We start from the raw sequence: 17,180 nt of genomic DNA, 5'->3' as shown, positions 1-17,180 counted from the left end.
TTTTTTCTGCAATACTATATTCAAAGCTGAATGAATGTTAGAATCTGGAGAGAATGGTATGAGATACTTGAGAAAATTTCCAAAGAGAGGAATAGAAATATTGGCGATATAATTCAAGAAATAGTGAAAAATGAAAGCCAAGAATGCATTGGCTTGCCTAAGGTAAAAACAACTGTGAAGAAGAAAATTAATCTCAAAATAACTGGAGTATCCGATGAAGTAGTAATCAAAAGAATTGAAAATTATTTGTTTTGTGATTGATATGGAGTCTAAGAAGGCTCAAAATACTCCAGGTTTAACTAGAATAGGAATATTTAATCTCTTAATCAAGACTGCCGTTATGCCCTTCTCATTTTTGTTTTCCCTCTTAGCTGTCAGATACCTTTCTTCAATTTCAATAGAAACTTTTGGAGCTTGGCAATACATTTTTGTTCTAATAACTGGATATTTTACAATACCAGCAGACTTATTTTCAGCAATAACCTCTAGGTACTCCTCGGAGAATAAACCTGTAGGAGGTATCATTATACTTAATGGTCTAGCAGGGGCCTTATCATCTATTGTTTATGTTTTTCTTATTCCGTATTTCATTAGTGCATCACATTACTATGAACCACTTTATTTCCTGGCTGGACTTTTCCTTATTGTTCTAATCTATTTAAGTAAGATAACTGGATCAACATCTTTAGGTAAATCTCCTCGAGTTATCGCAATATCTGCAATGGCCTTCCAACTAATTAGACTTTCGTCAGGAATAATTCTGATGTTCTTACTCCATCTGTCAATAATAGCCGTAATATTTGCCTATTCTCTAGGATATCTGGCTCAGATTATAATTAATATGTTTCTTTCTAAAGCTAATTTGAAAGTAGACTTTAAGCTTGCTATCATAGCAGCTAGAAAATCATTGGTATTTATTATGAACTACGTCCAACTCATAATCGAGGCAACCTTAGTTTGGGTAGTAGTTGAAGCTGTCCATTCAACGGAACCTGTTTCCTACTTTGAATCAGCATTGATCATTGCTAATATTATTATATGGTCTCAGGCATCTGTTGATGGGTTAATACTAAAGCTACATGAAAATAAAGACGCAAAAATTGTGGAGACTGCACTTAAGTTGTTTGCAATCTCTTCCGGAATTTTTATCATGCTAATAATAGTTGATGGAGACAAGTTACTTTACGTTTTAAGACCAGAGTACATAGATTCCATATTTGCTCTTTATGTGCTTTCAGTATCTAATTTTCTAAGAGGTTTGTATTCGATCTTCTACAAAGCTATTTACATGAAGGATGAAAGTTTAAGTCCTGAATCCGTCAATGAATTTAAGGGAAATACTGCATCTCTAACAGTAAAGAATGTAATCATTTCAGCAATTTCAGTCTCTATAGTATCTGCCTTAATCTTTCTGTTAGGAGATAAAGGAAATGTAGAAGAGAACTCGCCATTTTTAGCTCTTCTTATGTCTTCGGCAGTTTTAACTAACTCCATAGGCATGTTGTTCTATTCGTTCAAGATCTCTAAGCGCCTTTATAATTTCTCAATGCCAACAAAGGAGTTTCTCCTCCCAATTCTCATCTCTATAATCTCCGGCTTCCCATTTATCCTAGCAAAAACCGAGTATGGAAAGACTCTGTATGAACTGAGGATAATGACAGAGGAATCAATTCTTGGGTTAACGATATATGTTATATTAAATCTTGTTCTAAACCCTTACGCAAAACAACTGCTTAAGTCTGGAATTTCCTTTCTAAAAAACTTTAAACGATAGAAGTATACCAAACCCATATGTCTGGTCTTAATATAAGAATGAGAAGGCTTTTTCAAAACGGAAAAGCGTTTGTTGTAGCCCTAGATCATGGTTTAGTAATGGGACCTTTAAAAGGAATAGAAGATCCTATACCATTGGTTGAAAAACTTTCAAACTATCCAGACGCATTACAAATGACTCCTGCTATGCTGAAGAGAGTTGAAGAGAACTTTTACTCTAGATCCTCGCCAATGCTAATAGCCAGACTTGATACGGCAAATGTATGGAGAAAGGAAAAGAAGTTTAGTTCAGGCTATTATTCCTTAGTATATTCAGTAAAGGATGCCGTAGAGGCTGGAGCGGACGCAGTTGTAACTTACCTTGTAGTAGGATATGGCGAGGATGAAGTCGAAGGATATAACATAGAAAGGATTTCCTTAGCTAGAAAGGAAGCCCATGAGTACGGGATTCCATTTATAGTAGAACCGCTTTATGTCGTGCCAGAAAATCCAGATTCTGTTAAGGACGTCCAACTAGTGAAATATGTTACTAGACTTGCTTCTGAAATTGGAGCTGATATATTGAAAGTAGATTATACCGGAAATAAGGAAGGATTCAAAGAGGTAGTGAATACAGCTTTTTCTCCCATATTAATAAGAGGCGGTCCTAAAACCAATGATGATCGAGAATTTATTTCAATGCTTAAGGATGCACTAGATGTCGGTTCGAGTGGGATAACTGTTGGAAGAAACCTATGGCAATCCAAAGATCCAGGAAAGATGGCTAGGGCTATATCTGAACTTGTTAAGGGAAGAATAGGAGTAGAAGAAGCTGTGAAGATGTTGTAAAATGATAGGTAAGGCAATTATAACTGCTGCGGGAAAAGGAAGTAGGATGAAGTATATCACCTCAGTACTTCCCAAAGCTCTTCTACCACTTTTTATAAGTGAAGACGGAAAGAAGGTAATGAGGCCTGTAATTGACCTTATCATGGGTTCTCTAGCAGATGTGGGAGTAGAGAAGTACTGTTTAGTTGTAGGAAAACATGGAAAACTACTCATGGATTATCTTTTTGAAAGAGGGGTTACGTTTGTATTTCAAGACACTCCAAGGGGTTTCGGCGATGCTGTCCTTAAGGCTGAGGATTTTGCCTCTAACTCTCCAGTCTTTATACATGCAGACGATGGAGTGTTAACAGGTGGATATAAAGAGGCGTCAAATCTCTTCGATCAAAACAAACCTGATGGTGTGCTTCTTTTGAGAGAAGTGGAAAACCCTCAAAGATATGGTATAATAAAACCTAAGGAGAACGGTAATTTTATGGGACATAAACTTTTCAGGATTATTGATGTTCAAGAGAAACCTGAAAAACCATTTTCAAATTTGGCTATATCTGCAGTTTATATTTTTAATAATAAGATATTTAAGGAGCTTAAAAAAGTGGAAAGAAGTGAGGATAAGGAGTTAGAGTTAACTAATGGAATAAAAGAAATAATAAAAGAAGGTGGGGAGGTTCTTGGAATACAGCTTGAAAAAGAAAGATGGTTAAATGTTGGAGATCCTGAAAGTTACTATAGAGCTCTGCAATACTCATATACGAGCTTATGATTTCCATTTAGTTTTAGGCATTATAGCTGTTTTATATCTCTCAAGTCTTTCCTTATATGGAATTAAGTCCTCAATCATTATCTTCACTTCCTCAGCCAAATTTTTCTTTGGCTTATAGCCAAGTGCGGGTAGAACTTTTCTTTCTGGGTTATAGTAGTGCTCTTCAGCCTCCACTCTTGGGTTTTCAACGTGATTAATAGTAACGTCCAGGCCGAGATCCTCTCCAGCTCTCTTCACAATTTCTGCGATTTCATTTATACTATAGATCTCCATAAACTGATTAACTACTCTATACTCTTCTCTCTTAGGTGGATTTTCTAGGAGAAGAGTTAAGGCATTTATGCTATCCTCAAGAGAGAGAAACCCCCTAGTTTGTCCTCCTTTTCCATAAGGAGTTAATGGGATTCCCAATATTGCTTCAACGCAGAACCTGTTAACAACTGTACCCCAAGTTTCATCAAAATCAAATCTAGTTCTTAAACTCTCTTCCACAATCTCAGATGTTCTAGTTCCATAAACTGGGCCTTGCATTATATCCGTTATTGTTAAGTTAAAAATCCTGTTGAAATAGGCTAGGAAGTAGCTATCAAATATCTTTGACATGTGATAAACTGAACCTCCCCATCTTGGAGTAAATATTTTATCATTTTTTCCATTTACTATTGCGTCAACGAAAGGAGACTCAGGTATATCGAAATTCGGAGTACCGTATTCGCCCATTGTACCCATTTTAAGGATATGTATAGAAGGATCTATATCCTTAACAAGATAGATTAAGTTAAGAGTGCTTTCTAAATTATTTCGCACCGTATAAACTGCGTGATCTAAATCCTTCATAGAGTAAGGAGCTGATCTCTGCTCAGCAAAGTGTACAACCGCGTCTGGCTTATAGCTCTTGATAGCCTCTCTTAAAAATTCCTTATTTGTAATATCGCCTATTGAGAAATCAATGTTTACTCCTAATATCCTCTTTGCTTCCTTCACCCTCTCCTGTGGACTTGGAAGAGGAAAGGCCGAATTTGAACCTATTTCCTCTACTGCTCTTCTTGTCGCTAGATTGTCTATACCCATTACTTCATGTCCTTTTATGGCTAACCTTAAGGATAATGGCCAGCCAAGGTATCCATCTGCACCTAGGACTAAAACTTTCATTAAAGAACATTACAAATTGTAGAAAATAAAAGGGTTATGCATCGAATCTGTGAGCTACCCAAATCTTCCCTTAAATCAAAACTCGGCATAGTAAAAATATGTGGATATAAAAATATTAATATTTGATAAAATTTTGATTTTAACTATACAACCAAAGACAATTTAAGAGAGCGACATTACCAAAGGAGAATAGCGATAATCGGACAAAACTAAATCAGGTAAGGAAAGAAAATTATTATCCCCTTGGACTTAAAGGAGAGAAGATAAAAGAGGTAGTTAGAACAATAATCTGGATACACATCTTAGCAGGTTGAAAGAATAGCAAGAACCTTTAACGTGCTTCAAGTAGACAAATATTAGAATTTAGAATCGAAGTCCTAGAATAGTAAAAGGAGAAATAGCAGGTAAAGAAACTCATTGTACTTTTGCATTGATTTAGGTTTTTACTCGCTCTATTTCCTAGAGTTTATAATGAGTTTTGCTGAGGAGTAGTAAGAGGTTTACATGATCATCCTATAATAGCCTTACTGTTCGGTTCTTTTTGCTATCTAGAGTTTAAGTCTAAGGTCTTCAGAGGAGAACTTGCCACTTACTCATGACATCCTTATCCCACTGAAGTGTTACAGAACTCACTCGGGAAGAGGTTACGAGTAGCGGTCTCACTACCTCACCATACTAATTTACGTCCTTCAAGGCATAATAGGTGGATCCACTACGGAGCAGAATTTAAGGTGGAAAGGTGATTGCGAAAGTGATCAAGGATCTTCTGTCTTTTTTCCTCGTCTTTTATAAAACGCTATTGTCAACAGTTTCGCTTAAACCATGACATTTTTATGCGGTTCATGATTTTCATTTTCCAAAATTCTTAATTCCAAAAACAATATTAACTTGTCCCGCATGAGGGTGAGGTAGACCCGAAGAAGGGGAAAAACGTTAGGGTGGAATTAAGGTTGTGCGGATTTTCCCATAGCCATAAGGTCTTGTCTCTTAGGGTTGTGGATGGGGTTATCCCGCTAATAGGGCGCAATGATCTTTGTTCAGAACGTTGTAAAGCCCAAGGGTTTTACGAACAAGACAATAAATGTCCGTAAAACTCAAACCCCACTTTGTTATAGGGATAGAAAAGAAATAGAGTAGTAGTGATTCCTTTTCCTTCATTTTTTCGTTTTTGATCTTTTCTCTATCTTCTTTTCCTTATGTTCTCAGAAGCGTTAACGTCTCTATCATTTCTTATCTACATCTTGAGCACTTGAAGACACGAATATCTGGAGGTGCTAGGGAATTCTTGACTCTTTTTCCTAAAAATATTCAAGAAATTCTTAACGTGCTACCACTTTAAACTTGTAAAGAACTTAAAACTTAGCAATGTCCAAATATAGTCGTGATGAAGACCTTTGAGTCCGACCAGTGAAGAGGTGGCGGCTAACTGATGAAACCAGTTCATCTTGCTGTTGGAAAGTTCAATATAGATATAATTACAAAGTTAAATCAAATTCCATCTCCTGACGAGAGATCTTTCACTGACATACTTGAAATACTTCCTGGAGGTTCAGCAACTAATTACTCAGTTGCAGTGAACAGATTAGGTCATAGCTCTAAGCTTTACGCTAAGACTGGGAAAAGCTCTATATTGAACTCTTTAATGGTTCCTTTAGCTGAGGAGGGTGTAGGATTAGAGTTTGTCGAACATCTTGATGTTAAACCGTCCTCAGCAATTATATTCCTTAGAGATGATGGTTCAATATCTATTGTAAGAAAAACTACTAGCTCGCTTTTACCTTCATCTGGAGACGTAATGAGATTCTCAGGAATGTTTGACATAATTCACTTTGCTTCTATTCCTCCTGAATCTATCCCTAAAGAAATAAGGACGAAATTGATAACATATGATCCTGGAGCTTACGCTTCGTCCTATGATGGAAGAAGGGTTGATATTCTCTTTGTAAACGAGAAGGAACACGAATTATTAAAGTCAAGAGTAAATGCTGATATGGTAGTCGTAAAAAGGGGAAGTAGAGGAGCATACGTTTATGGTTCAGAGGAGTGTGTTGCTCCTGCACTAAAAATACAAGCTATAGATACTACTGGTGCAGGTGATGTGTTTGATGCAGCATTTAATGTTTTCATGCTAGAAGGTGAAGGTATAGAGGATGTATTAAAATATGCTATTGTTGCTTCTGGCTTAAAGGTTACAAGAATCGGAGGAATCTCATCTCCTAGCCTTGTAGAAGTAATGCAAAGGCTAAAATCAGAGAAGTTAGAGGTTAAATGCAGGGCATGATAGTTCTTTTCGTAGATTTTGACTACTTTTTCGCTCAAGTAGAGGAGATTCTGAATCCCGAATTAAAGGGAAAACCCGTAGTGGTTTGCGTTTTTTCTGGAAGAACAAAGGATAGCGGTGCGGTAGCAACTGCTAACTATATTGCAAGAAAGCTTGGCGTAAAGGCTGGAATTCCAATAATAAAGGCAAAGGAACTCGCACCAACTGCTGTGTTTCTACCAATGAGAAAAGAGATATATTTCCAACTATCGAAAAGAATCATGAATATTCTTTCATCATTTTCTGAAAAAATTGAAATTGCAAGTATTGACGAAGCTTACTTAGATATTACGCAGAAAGTTAAGGATTATGACGACGCAGTTGCTTTAGGCAAAAAAATAAAGGATTACATTAAATCAAGAGAGGGCATATCGCTAACGGTCGGAATTGCCCCCAACAAGGTCTTTGCAAAGATCGTTGCAGACAGGAGTAAACCTAACGGGTTAGGAGTAGTAAGGCCTGAGGAAGTGAATGATTTTATGAACTCGTTAAATATTGACGAAATTCCTGGAATCGGTAAGATTCTTCAGGAAAGGCTCAAGGAAGTTGGAATTTCCAGGTTAATCGATGTATTAGATGCTGATTTGAACCGTCTTGAGAAGATAATAGGCAAAGCTAAGTCCAGATATCTGATCTCATTAGCTAGTGGAACTTTCTTAGATCCAGTAAAACCAAGGAATATCAAGCATAAAGGAAGATATGTTACTCTTGGTGAAAATAGCAGGGAATTGACCTATATTTTACCCTACCTAGAAAGGGCAATAGACGATGCTTATTCTAAGTCCGAGGGAATTCCAAGGTCTATTGCGATAATAGCTATTATGGAAGATCTAAATATAGTGAGTAGAGAAAAGACCTTTACTTTTGGAATTAGTAGGGAAATTGCAAAAAGAGAAGCAAAAAAATTAATATCAGATATTTTGAAAGAAGACAATAGAAAGCTAAGAAGGGTTGGAGTTAGATTGGGAAAGATAAGTAAATCGTCAACTCTGGACAAGTTCTTCAACCTCTAGCTTTACTATGTCCTTTATCTTTGAGAAATCCACATTAGGATTTAGCATCATGTAATTCTTATATCCGGTTATTCCTCTATCTTCTGTTTCTGGTTCATTTTTTTCTTAATATTTACAAAAAATGGAAGTCTACTTGTCTCCAATTTTCTCTCTATTTTTATCGCCTTAGAGAGTTCTAAGAAAGTCTCTTTAACTCCAAATGCACTAACAACTCCTTTATCACCTTCAATTACAGAAATTCCCGTTATTTCGCCATATTTATCCATAACTAAAACTAGTCTAGCTAATCTTCCACCGTCAACATCTTCATAAAAGTTAAGACCTAAAACATATTTTCCATAAATTGATATAGGAATTACAACTAATTCCTCGTGACCAACAATCTGAAGTATTGGCTTTATTTTTACCTTCATAACACTTAAATCATGATTGAAATAGATGGGTCTTTCGGTGAAGGCGGAGGTCAAATTCTTAGGACTTCACTAACTCTTTCAGCTTTAACAGGAAAGGCAATTAAAGTCTACAATATAAGAGCTAATAGACCAAATCCAGGTTTACAACATCAACATCTGACTGCAGTTAAGCTAATGAAATACTTGACAGATGCTGAGACTAAGGGAGATTTCATTAATTCTATGGAGATATTGTTTACTCCAAAAGAAATAAAAAGGGAAGGAAAATTAGAGTTTAACGTAGGTACAGCAGGAAGCGTTACTTTGATAGCTAATACGATAATTCCCTTATTAATTAACTCTAGATTGACCATTACGTTAACTGGGGGAACAGATGTGCCTAAATCACCTACATTCGACTACATGAGATTAGTATTCTTAAAAATTTTGGAGAATATCGGAGTAAACGGAAAGATAGAACTAATAAAGAGAGGGCATTATCCCAAAGGTGGAGGAGCGATAAGACTTTTCAATTTCCAAGGTAATCCAGGTCAATTTGATATAACAGAACTTGGTAGAGTTGAGATAATTAAAGGTATATCTCACGCATCCTCTCTCCCATCTCATGTAGCAGAAAGGCAAATTACAGGATCAAAGGAAGTTTTAGACAAATTAGGTGTCACAGTTGAAATAGAGGCTGATATAAGAGAGGGAGAAAGTGTTGGTTCTGGTATTACATTAGCGGCATATGGGAAGAGCGTTATGGGATCGGATTCACTTGGAGAAAAAGGGAAAAGGGCTGAGATTGTTGGCAGAGAGGCTGCTACAAAATTAATGGAAGATCTAAAGTCAGGTGGAGCTATAGATAGATATATGAGCGACATGCTAATGCTTTATGCCTCCATTTATGGAGGAAAATATACTGGTTCGAGGTTAACTTGTCACGCAAAGACAAACGCAGAGGTAATTAGAAAGTTCTTTCCTAATACAAAAATCGAAATTTCCGGAGTTAGCCCGTTCGTATTTAAGGCGGAATTATAACTGCTCTACCTATAATTCTTTCTTCTATCATATCGTCTATAGCCTGATTTATCTCTTGCAATGAATATGGAACGACCAAAGTTTTTATTTTGCCATTGTAATAAAGAGAAATTACATCTGCCATATCATTCTTACTGCCGTAAAGTATTCCCCTAACATTAAGACCTCTTAACACAAGCAGTTGCTCATGAACATTCAGAGTACCTCCAAATTCTCCAACAATTCTTAACTCTCCTAACCTGGAGAGTAACCACATCGAGTCCATAAGCGACTGGTCATTTCCTACATAATCTATTACATAGTCGAACTTATTGTTCTCAGTCTTAGCAGAGAGATCTGTAATATAATTGCCTTTAGATTCAACCACTTCATCGGCGCCCAATTCGCTCATTTTATTAAGCTTTATTCTATTTCTACCGACTACAGTTACCTCTGCTCCTCTAGTTTTAAGGATCTGAATACCTAACATGCTTACAGCTCCTGTTCCTATAATAGCTACTTTATCCCCCTTCTCAATCCCTTTAACTGAATTGTAAGCAGTAACACCAGCGTCAGCTAAAGGAACGATTTCTAAAGGATTTCCACGAATCTTAAAAAGGTTTTCTTCTGAAGGAATTACTACATATTGCGCAAAGCCTCCGTTTTGTTCAACTCCAAGAACCTTTACTTTCTCACAATACTGTGGATAGCCTTTAAGACATGCTTTACACTTTCCGCAACCAAATGCGTTATATACAGCCACTACGTCACCTTCCTTTACCCTTTCTCCACCTTTAATGACTTCTCCAACTATTTCATGGCCCAATATGAGAGGAGATTTTATAGAGATGTCTCCCAACCAATCGCCCATAATTATATGGACGTCACCATGACATAAACCAGTTCCCAAAACTTTCAGAAGAACTTCTCCATCCTTTGGTTCAGGGTCTTGAACATTCTCAAAACTAAGTGGTTTACCGATGTCGTTAAATACAGCTGCTTTCATTACCAACCAGCCTTAAGATATGAGGACACTTCCCAATCACTCACATAACTCTCATAGCTTTCTATTTCTCTCTTCTTCAGATCAATGAAAGCAGATACCAGATCTGTTCCCAAAGAAAACTTGAGTACGTTATCCTCATCCAACCTCTTTAAAGATTCCTGTAAGCTTTTTGGGATATTAACTGTAGCTACATCTATTTCCTGGTCCAGGTCTTTTTCTATTCCATCTATTCCAGCGAATATAATAGACGATAGCATAAGGTAAGAGTTAGCTAATGGATCTGCAAGACGAAATTCAAGGGACTTTATTTCCCTAAAATTACTTGGAATTCTTACTACGAAATGCCTTTCACTACCCATTCCCCCTAGCGCGGGAGTAATAATTTCCCTGAATCTTTTGTATGAATTTATCGTAGGAGAAGCAAATGCCATTATTCCACCTAGATGATCGAGAATACCGGCTACAAAACTATATGCGACTCTGCTTATTCCATATCCTTTAGGATCATTTGGATCAGTCATAGTTTCCTTTTCGTCCTTTCTAAGCAATTTGAAGTATACGTCCATACTACTACCTGGCATGTCAGAAAATGGCTTAGGCATAAATGTAGCGTACATGTTGTATATCCTAGCTACATCTCTAATTATCTCCCTACTTGTAGTTAAGGAGTCTGCAGCAGATAAAGCTTCTTTCTCCTCAAATCCTATCTCGTATTGAGCAGGGCCATAATGCTTATTTATAGTTTTTACTTGAATTCCGACACTTTCGAGATCCTTTATGAGATCTTTTAGGAAGTTTTGCTCCTCCATTAGTCCTTCTGGAGAAAATGCCCTCGATTCATCTGCTGGTAACAGTTTTTCTTCATTTTCCTTTATCAGGTAAAAGGTCGGTTCTAAAGCTATTTGGAGTGAGTATCCCTTTTCTTCCAATTTATGTATAGCTTTCCTTAGTATACCTCTGCTACAATAGGGAGAAGGAGTGAAGTCAGGATAAAAAAGGAATGATAGAACTCTAGCTGTCCTTTCTAAGTACGGTATCGCGACAAAAGTTGACGGATCGGGTATAGCCAAAATGTCTTCGTACTTGTCCTTTATGGGCTGATCCTTATAGTCAAGTAATGCAAGGGACTCTGGATATGATATACCTGAATCTCTCTGAGTTATTGTCTCAAATTCAGCTCTCCTTAGAGATCTACCTCTAACGTTTCCTAGTAGATCTATAAATTCTACCCTTATGTAGTCTATCCTTCCAGATTTTAGCGCTTCAAGTAATTCATCCTTTGACAATTTCAAACCTTAAAGCAAAGTTACTCCGGAAATAAAAAACTTAAAGCAAAGCGTAAATTATATTCCCTGCATACATTACTGCGTTACTGTACTCTGAAAATATACCCCTTCTGGTCAGTTTTCCCATGAAGTATTCCTCAACAATGTACAAATATTCCTCTCCCCTTTTCCTTCTCTTAAATGTTATAACATGGTTTCCTATTACTACTTTCTTTTTCTGTGAAACTGTATATCCTAAGCTCATTATTTGAATGTCCAACAAATTAGAATTGTCTTTCCAAGTTATAAATTAGCGTCTTAACCTAATTTTCATGGATCCAAATTTTATATTATATGATATTAATCTACCTTTATATCAAGAATGACATGATAGAGATATGGTTTAACGCTCCTTACTATCCTACCAAAGTATGCTCCCTTATATTCGTTTAGCGCCTTTTTAACAGGATCCTCACCTTTTGCAACTTCAACTTCAGTAAACAAGTGAATTATCCCTCCAGGCTTTACTTTTTGCTTAGCGACCTCATATGCTTCCCTACTCTTTTCAGGTAAAGGACATATTACTCTATCAACGTCATCTACAGAGTAAATTTTTTTGAACGCGTCACCGTAAATTGGAATTACTGACCATGTCTTATTTAGTCCCACGTTAGCCATCATATAATAATATGCATATGGATTAATATCAAAAGAGTACACAACTGCAGGAGATCCGATCTTAGCCGAAAGAATTGAAAACGGCCCATATCCTGAAAACATGTTAATTATCTTCTCTCCCCGTTTTACCTGGCTAGCTATCCTTAGATGTTCATATGATAACTTGGATGAATAAAATACCTTAGTTATATCAAGAAAGTAAATACAACCATTTTCTCTAAAAATTGTTTCACTTCTCTTCTCGCCGGCTATATGGGTGTAGGTCGGTAGTCTAAAATCTCCCTTGGTATCCCTGAACCTTCCCCATACCGATTTAACATACTTGTTATTTTTCATCACCTCATTAGCTTTGCTGTAAAGTAAATCATAGTTAGCATTGAAAGGTATTCCAATAATAGCTATATCTCCTAATATCTCAATCCTTTTCCACTCTTTTGTCAATTTCCTCTACCTTTTCCGATGCCTCGTCAATGTCTTTACTTCCAATGTTTAGGGAAACTCCGCCATCCAATATTGCCTCTCCATCCCTAATCACAGTCTCTAAGTTATCTGACGAAAAAATTAACGTTTCATAAGGAGATCGTATATCCATTGGGTATGCAGGTGGTTCGTTTGCCTGGAAAATAATTATGTCTGAACTCTTTCCCACTGAGAGGATACCTCCCTCAATGCCTAGTTGCAAATAACCCCATTCAGTACTAGCCTTAAACGCTTCTTCAGCAGTTAATAATAACCTAGTTGTAGCGCTCATCATTTCAGATCTAATGTCAAAACTTGGAACAAGATCTATAGAAATTGAGGGCTTAAAGCTACCTAACGGGAATCTAGACACCTCAAAACTTGGAATGAACGATATACTCCCTCTAGCGTTTTTAATTACCTCCAGGTCTTTTCTTGATCCCCCTCCCAAACCGACAAGTCTAGGATAATTTTCCGCTTTTATTCCTCTTAGGTCTACAGTCCTGTCTAGAAGTACAATAGAGTTAAACTCCTTTGCAACATGAAACACTTCTTCTACATAATTTTCATCACAAAGCTTTAATACAACTCCTTGGCTATCACTATTTCCCCATCTCTCTTTCATGGAAATAAAATTCTTCTTCCAATCTCCTTTATCCCAATAACAACCTACACCGACAGCTACTATTGGTTTCAGTCCTACCTGTTTTACAGCTCTAGCCGCACTATCGACAAACGGACCAGTAACTAGAACGGTTGTTACTCCAGACTTCAATAGATGGTATGCTCCTAACAACGAAAAATGATATGCTATATTAGAATCCATACTTGATATTAATTCATTAATATTAATCTTTCCAGAAAATATTCTATATCTAAGCGGATAGAACTGAATAAAGGATTGAGCTACAATGAAACCGGGAGAGACGATTCTATCATTACCGCTTATCACTAATTCTGCATCGTTATATTCCTCGATCTGGTTTCTGCTTATTACCTCTATTCTTCCTTCGTTAATTCCTATGTTAACGTTTTTGATAGGAGATCCTTCTACAAAAGCCAAACCAGACTTAATAAGAACCTTCAATTCAACTTAAATCCGATTTTGGGATTTTATAACTTAGGGATATGGAGTTAGCAAGATTGATGGAAAAAGAACTAAATAGTTATTCTAAGGTTTCTACACCAAGTAGAGTCGAGAAAGCGTATGTAACAGGAGCAGGGGATTCCTATGCCGCAGCTCTAAGCATACAAGGAAAGACTAACGGAAGATTTATCGCCATAGATCCATATGAGGCAATGAAAGCCCAACTTAATATGCCTTTAATAGTTTTATCAGTATCAGGAAAGCCTAAAACTAACATAGAGTTAGTAAAAAAATTTAAGGGAAGGACAAAAATAATTGCAATTACCGCTAATCGTTCGTCACAACTAGCAACACTAGCAGATGAGACTATTGACTTGCCCTATAGATCAAGTATTACCTTACCTGGTTCTCTTTCCTTTTTACTTTCATTAAGTGCTCTATATTCATTAGCTGGAGAAGAAGAGGATGAAGAAGAGCCTGATGGAGTAGTTACATTAGATTCCTCACCTTTCTTTGTGGGAAGTAACGAGAATTATGGAATAGCTTACTTCGCTTATCTCAAATTAGCAGAGATTTTTGGAAGATCATCAAATTACGAGAGATTAGAACAATTTTGCCATTCTCCTATTTTTTCTACAAGAAAAAGACAAATATTCATTTTATCAAGTGGAGATAAAAGAGAAAGGGATCTCTCAGAAGGAATTGATTTTACTGAAGTCCACTTAACACCTTGCATGGGCGCATTCTGTAACGCAAAATTCATAATAAAGGCTATAATTGAGACTGCAAAAAAGGAAAGACTCGAGAAACCATTCTTTTTATCTGATAAAAAAATATTAGACTTAAGCTCTAAGATGATATATTGATCAATATGACAGATCTAGACTTGAGCAACCAGTCAGGCGGATGTGGTTCAAATTCTCCTGCCCTTACTCTAATGAAGTTTTGGCTTGAAGTGGGAGGAAACCAAAAGGTTAGCGTAATAGCCCAGGAAGGAGTTCAGGCAGATCAAGTAGAAATGTGGGCTGCAGCAATGCAAGAAAAGGGTGTAAAAATACTTAACAAGACCTTAAAAGGAAATAAGATAATATATGAGATATTTCTACCATGAGAAAAACTTCGGTTGCCTTATACACTTCTATAATAATATTAACGTTAACCGGAATTGTTTACGTTATAGGAGATCCCCTAAGTAGGTTTCTTTCCTATCAAGGGCCAATTTTAGGAGGAGGACTTTTAGGTTGGTATACTATTTACACATCAACGCCAAAGGAAAAGATGGTAACATTCGATGATGCTGAAATACCCATAATGTCTCTAGCCATGAGGAGAAAGGCTTGGATAGGCTTTCTTGTTTCAGCATTGCTTATAATTCCTTGGTTGACTCCATTTGCATATTCCATAACATTGCACTATCCCGTGATCTATTTTCTTGCGTTCTTATCAGAATTCATTGGGGGATTTATTGCCGGTTATTTTATTCCTTCTCTTAAGTTTGTAGAAAAAGTCATAATATTTAGCCTTGGATTTGCGGCCGATATTTTTCTCATCATGTTAATCTATATCTTTTCAGTTCTTTTTCATGTCCAACAAGGAGTTTTACTGAACGATATCTTAGTATACATCTATAGCGTAAAATTCTTAGAAGGAATACTATTTGCATTTTATATTATCAAAAAAGTAAATGCTATTTAATGGGTAAGATTTACTTGGTAGGATCAGGTCCTGGTGATCCAGGACTAATTACAGTTAAGGGTATTGAGATCTTAAGGAAATCTGACGTAGTGATTTACGATAAACTAATTCCTAAAGAAATTTTAAGCTACTGTAAAGGTGATGCGGAACTTATCTATTACGGAAAGGGCATAGGAGATGCAAGTCTTCAAGACAAAATAAATGAACTTCTAGTTAGAAAAGCGAAAGAAAAGGAAATAGTGACCAGACTAAAGGGCGGAGATCCATATGTTTTTGGAAGAGGGGAAGAGGAATGCGTATATGCGGCTGAACATGGAATAGAATGTGAAGTGATCCCGGGAATAACAAGTGCCATAGCTGTACCTGCATATGCAGGGATCCCCGTTACGAGTAGATGGTTTTCCTCAGGTTTTACCGTGATTACGGGAACAAGAGCAGAAGGAAGCCCAATAAATTTAGACTATGTTCCCAAGAAAGGAACGCTTATAATTTTGATGGGGGTTGAAAGAATAGACGAGATTAGAAAAGAACTACTTAAAGTTAGATCGGGAGATGTTCCAGTAGCTATAATAGAAAATGGAACAACAAAATCTCAAAGAGTGTTTATATCAACCCTTGATAGACTACACATTACAGCAAAAGATAACGACATTAGACCTCCTGCGATCATACTTGTAGGTGAAGTGATAGAACTAAGAAATAAATTATGGAAGATCTCATAAAAAATTATGAAGGATCCTGTTTGTGGAGATGAAGTAAAGGATACTACGTATAAGTATACCTATAAGGGAAATACGTTCTACTTTTGTAGCCCAATGTGTATGGCCGAATTTAAAAAGAATCCCGAGAAGTACGCAAACAAGAAATAAATATTTAATTTATGGGGAGACTCTTCCTTATGTACCCGCCAAAATTGGGATATGTAATAGCCGAAAACTTAGAAGAGGCTACTGATTTCTTAGAAAAACACGAAGATGCTAAGGCTCTAGCTGGAGGGCATAGCTTAATTCCTATGCTGAAGCTTAGAATTATAAGACCGTCATATCTCGTTGACATTAGAAGGATAAGCAATTTACATTTTATTTCTCCTGGAAGTGATGAGATTAGAATAGGTTCTCTCAGCACTCATTATGAGATAAGTAAAGCAAATATTCCTTTACTCAGTGAAACTGCAACCAAGATAGCAGATCCCCAAGTCAGAAATATGGGGACTATAGGGGGAGTAATTTCTCAACTTGATCCATCAGCAGACTATCCAGCATCACTTATAGCTATGGATGCAAAAGTAAAAGTCAAAGGAAAGACTGAGAGAACTGTCTCATTTAAGGACTTCGCAAAGGATATGTTCACTCCAGATCTTAATCCAGGAGAGCTAGTTACTGAAATAATTGTTCCAGCATTTAAGGACTATAAATTCTCATATCAAAAGTTAGAAAGGAAGGCCGGAGATTACGCTATAGTAGGAGTAGCTGTCCTTCTTAAGACTGATGGAGAGTCGATTAAGGACGTAAGAATAGGTCTAACAGCTGTAAACAATACAGCAGTTAGAGCTACAGAAGCTGAAAACATGCTAAAAGATACTAGGATCTCTGAAGAAATTATCGAAAAAGCTTCAGCTAAAGTTATGGATTACGCGAATCCAGTATCCGATATTAGAGGTTCAGCAGAATATAAAAAGAAGGTAACAAAAGTTATGGCGAAGAGAGCTATTCTAGAGGCTCTCAAAAGGTGA

General features: G+C 36.7%; 20 protein-coding genes. 13 read left to right on the top strand and 7 right to left on the bottom strand.

Going from position 1 to position 17,180, the window contains the following annotated elements; genetic code table 11:
* The first annotated feature begins 30 nt into the window (after positions 1 to 30).
* The 4 genes from CM19_RS02965 to CM19_RS02950 are packed head-to-tail and all read left to right on the top strand — an operon-like array spanning position 31 to position 3,361.
* Positions 31 to 261, top strand: a complete 231-nt coding sequence (locus tag CM19_RS02965) for a hypothetical protein (protein WP_048098958.1) — start codon at positions 31 to 33, stop codon at positions 259 to 261.
* A 1-nt stretch (position 262) separates the two neighbouring features.
* The gene (locus CM19_RS02960; protein WP_048098957.1) at positions 263 to 1,774 is read left to right on the top strand and encodes an MATE family efflux transporter; all 1,512 of its coding nucleotides are present in this window, start codon (positions 263 to 265) and stop codon (positions 1,772 to 1,774) included.
* Between the two features lie 17 nt (positions 1,775 to 1,791).
* Positions 1,792 to 2,601, top strand: a complete 810-nt coding sequence (locus CM19_RS02955; RefSeq protein WP_048098956.1) for a class I fructose-bisphosphate aldolase — start codon at positions 1,792 to 1,794, stop codon at positions 2,599 to 2,601.
* A 1-nt stretch (position 2,602) separates the two neighbouring features.
* Entirely contained in the window at positions 2,603 to 3,361 is a 759-nt protein-coding gene (locus tag CM19_RS02950; protein WP_048098955.1) for a nucleotidyltransferase family protein, read from the top strand.
* Here CM19_RS02950 and agl3 read toward each other — a convergent pair.
* Positions 3,356 to 4,513, bottom strand: coding sequence for a UDP-sulfoquinovose synthase (gene agl3 / locus CM19_RS02945; protein WP_048098954.1), 1,158 nt, complete (start codon positions 4,511 to 4,513; stop codon positions 3,356 to 3,358). The two genes, CM19_RS02950 and agl3, sit on opposite strands and share 6 nt — an antisense overlap.
* A 1,429-nt stretch (positions 4,514 to 5,942) precedes the next feature.
* On the opposite strand from agl3, the gene CM19_RS02940 reads away from it, so the two are divergent.
* Positions 5,943 to 6,794: a PfkB family carbohydrate kinase gene (locus CM19_RS02940; RefSeq protein WP_048098953.1), complete on the top strand. Its 852-nt coding sequence runs from the start codon at positions 5,943 to 5,945 to the stop codon at positions 6,792 to 6,794.
* Complete coding sequence (locus tag CM19_RS02935; RefSeq protein ID WP_048098952.1) at positions 6,791 to 7,846, top strand: Y-family DNA polymerase; 1,056 nt, start codon at positions 6,791 to 6,793, stop codon at positions 7,844 to 7,846. Before CM19_RS02940 ends, CM19_RS02935 begins: the two co-directional genes overlap by 4 nt.
* 68 nt (positions 7,847 to 7,914) lie before the next feature.
* On the opposite strand, the gene CM19_RS02930 is transcribed toward CM19_RS02935, so the two are convergent.
* Positions 7,915 to 8,259 (bottom strand): hypothetical protein, encoded by a 345-nt coding sequence (locus CM19_RS02930; RefSeq protein WP_052349427.1) that lies wholly within the window; start codon positions 8,257 to 8,259, stop codon positions 7,915 to 7,917.
* A 12-nt stretch (positions 8,260 to 8,271) separates the two neighbouring features.
* On the opposite strand from CM19_RS02930, the gene rtcA reads away from it, so the two are divergent.
* Positions 8,272 to 9,279 carry an RNA 3'-terminal phosphate cyclase gene (gene rtcA / locus CM19_RS02925; RefSeq protein ID WP_048098951.1) on the top strand — a complete coding sequence of 336 codons (1,008 nt, stop codon included), beginning with the start codon at positions 8,272 to 8,274 and terminating at the stop codon, positions 9,277 to 9,279.
* Here rtcA and CM19_RS02920 read toward each other — a convergent pair.
* The 5 genes from CM19_RS02920 to CM19_RS02900 all read right to left on the bottom strand — a co-directional run bounded on the left by CM19_RS02920 (position 9,263) and on the right by CM19_RS02900 (position 13,753).
* Positions 9,263 to 10,264, bottom strand: coding sequence for an alcohol dehydrogenase catalytic domain-containing protein (locus tag CM19_RS02920; RefSeq protein ID WP_048098950.1), 1,002 nt, complete (start codon positions 10,262 to 10,264; stop codon positions 9,263 to 9,265). The genes rtcA and CM19_RS02920 overlap by 17 nt on opposite strands.
* Positions 10,264 to 11,550, bottom strand: a complete 1,287-nt coding sequence (locus CM19_RS02915) for a glutamine synthetase family protein (RefSeq protein WP_048098949.1) — start codon at positions 11,548 to 11,550, stop codon at positions 10,264 to 10,266. The genes CM19_RS02920 and CM19_RS02915 overlap by 1 nt, the downstream gene beginning before the upstream one ends.
* Positions 11,551 to 11,590: 40 nt before the next feature.
* On the bottom strand, positions 11,591 to 11,809 hold the full coding sequence (locus CM19_RS02910; RefSeq protein WP_048098948.1) for a hypothetical protein: 219 nt from the start codon (positions 11,807 to 11,809) through the stop codon (positions 11,591 to 11,593).
* An 80-nt stretch (positions 11,810 to 11,889) separates the two neighbouring features.
* Positions 11,890 to 12,648, bottom strand: a complete 759-nt coding sequence (gene taw21, locus CM19_RS02905; RefSeq protein ID WP_048098947.1) for a tRNA 4-demethylwyosine(37)-methyltransferase Taw21 — start codon at positions 12,646 to 12,648, stop codon at positions 11,890 to 11,892.
* A complete protein-coding gene (locus CM19_RS02900; RefSeq protein WP_048098946.1) occupies positions 12,623 to 13,753 on the bottom strand; it encodes an amidohydrolase family protein in 1,131 nt (376 codons plus the stop codon). The genes taw21 and CM19_RS02900 overlap by 26 nt, the downstream gene beginning before the upstream one ends.
* A gap of 41 nt (positions 13,754 to 13,794) precedes the next feature.
* Here CM19_RS02900 and CM19_RS02895 point away from each other — a divergent pair, with 41 nt between their 5' ends.
* The 6 genes from CM19_RS02895 to cutB are packed head-to-tail and all read left to right on the top strand — an operon-like array spanning position 13,795 to position 17,180.
* Positions 13,795 to 14,619, top strand: a complete 825-nt coding sequence (locus CM19_RS02895; RefSeq protein ID WP_048098945.1) for an SIS domain-containing protein — start codon at positions 13,795 to 13,797, stop codon at positions 14,617 to 14,619.
* Positions 14,620 to 14,624: 5 nt separating this feature from the next.
* Positions 14,625 to 14,864 carry a hypothetical protein gene (locus tag CM19_RS02890; protein ID WP_048098944.1) on the top strand — a complete coding sequence of 80 codons (240 nt, stop codon included), beginning with the start codon at positions 14,625 to 14,627 and terminating at the stop codon, positions 14,862 to 14,864.
* Complete coding sequence (locus CM19_RS02885; protein ID WP_048098943.1) at positions 14,861 to 15,448, top strand: hypothetical protein; 588 nt, start codon at positions 14,861 to 14,863, stop codon at positions 15,446 to 15,448. Before CM19_RS02890 ends, CM19_RS02885 begins: the two co-directional genes overlap by 4 nt.
* Entirely contained in the window at positions 15,448 to 16,170 is a 723-nt protein-coding gene (gene cobA, locus CM19_RS02880) for a uroporphyrinogen-III C-methyltransferase (RefSeq protein ID WP_048098942.1), read from the top strand. The genes CM19_RS02885 and cobA overlap by 1 nt, the downstream gene beginning before the upstream one ends.
* Positions 16,171 to 16,176: 6 nt before the next feature.
* On the top strand, positions 16,177 to 16,317 hold the full coding sequence (locus CM19_RS02875) for a YHS domain-containing protein (protein WP_048098941.1): 141 nt from the start codon (positions 16,177 to 16,179) through the stop codon (positions 16,315 to 16,317).
* 29 nt (positions 16,318 to 16,346) lie between these two features.
* Entirely contained in the window at positions 16,347 to 17,180 is an 834-nt protein-coding gene (gene cutB, locus CM19_RS02870; protein WP_048099001.1) for a glyceraldehyde dehydrogenase subunit beta, read from the top strand.

It is taken from the genome of Candidatus Acidianus copahuensis (assembly GCF_000632495.1).
GTDB classification, from domain to species: Archaea; Thermoproteota; Thermoprotei_A; order Sulfolobales; family Sulfolobaceae; genus Acidianus; species Acidianus copahuensis.
Note: the sequence above shows the minus strand (reverse complement) of the source record. Positions and strands in the feature narration are given on the sequence as shown.

Coding starts and splice junctions, on each gene's coding strand:
- CM19_RS02950 (WP_048098955.1), top strand. CDS start 2,603: ATGATAGGTAAGGCAATTATAACTGCTGCGGGAAAAGGAAGTAGGATG.
- CM19_RS02920 (WP_048098950.1), bottom strand. CDS start 10,264: ATGAAAGCAGCTGTATTTAACGACATCGGTAAACCACTTAGTTTTGAG.
- cutB (WP_048099001.1), top strand. CDS start 16,347: ATGTACCCGCCAAAATTGGGATATGTAATAGCCGAAAACTTAGAAGAG.
- CM19_RS02935 (WP_048098952.1), top strand. CDS start 6,791: ATGATAGTTCTTTTCGTAGATTTTGACTACTTTTTCGCTCAAGTAGAG.
- CM19_RS02930 (WP_052349427.1), bottom strand. CDS start 8,259: ATGAAGGTAAAAATAAAGCCAATACTTCAGATTGTTGGTCACGAGGAA.
- CM19_RS02940 (WP_048098953.1), top strand. CDS start 5,943: ATGAAACCAGTTCATCTTGCTGTTGGAAAGTTCAATATAGATATAATT.
- CM19_RS02875 (WP_048098941.1), top strand. CDS start 16,177: ATGAAGGATCCTGTTTGTGGAGATGAAGTAAAGGATACTACGTATAAG.
- CM19_RS02895 (WP_048098945.1), top strand. CDS start 13,795: ATGGAGTTAGCAAGATTGATGGAAAAAGAACTAAATAGTTATTCTAAG.
- CM19_RS02890 (WP_048098944.1), top strand. CDS start 14,625: ATGACAGATCTAGACTTGAGCAACCAGTCAGGCGGATGTGGTTCAAAT.
- agl3 (WP_048098954.1), bottom strand. CDS start 4,513: ATGAAAGTTTTAGTCCTAGGTGCAGATGGATACCTTGGCTGGCCATTA.
- CM19_RS02955 (WP_048098956.1), top strand. CDS start 1,792: ATGTCTGGTCTTAATATAAGAATGAGAAGGCTTTTTCAAAACGGAAAA.
- CM19_RS02960 (WP_048098957.1), top strand. CDS start 263: ATGGAGTCTAAGAAGGCTCAAAATACTCCAGGTTTAACTAGAATAGGA.
- CM19_RS02885 (WP_048098943.1), top strand. CDS start 14,861: ATGAGAAAAACTTCGGTTGCCTTATACACTTCTATAATAATATTAACG.
- CM19_RS02965 (WP_048098958.1), top strand. CDS start 31: ATGAATGTTAGAATCTGGAGAGAATGGTATGAGATACTTGAGAAAATT.
- rtcA (WP_048098951.1), top strand. CDS start 8,272: ATGATTGAAATAGATGGGTCTTTCGGTGAAGGCGGAGGTCAAATTCTT.
- cobA (WP_048098942.1), top strand. CDS start 15,448: ATGGGTAAGATTTACTTGGTAGGATCAGGTCCTGGTGATCCAGGACTA.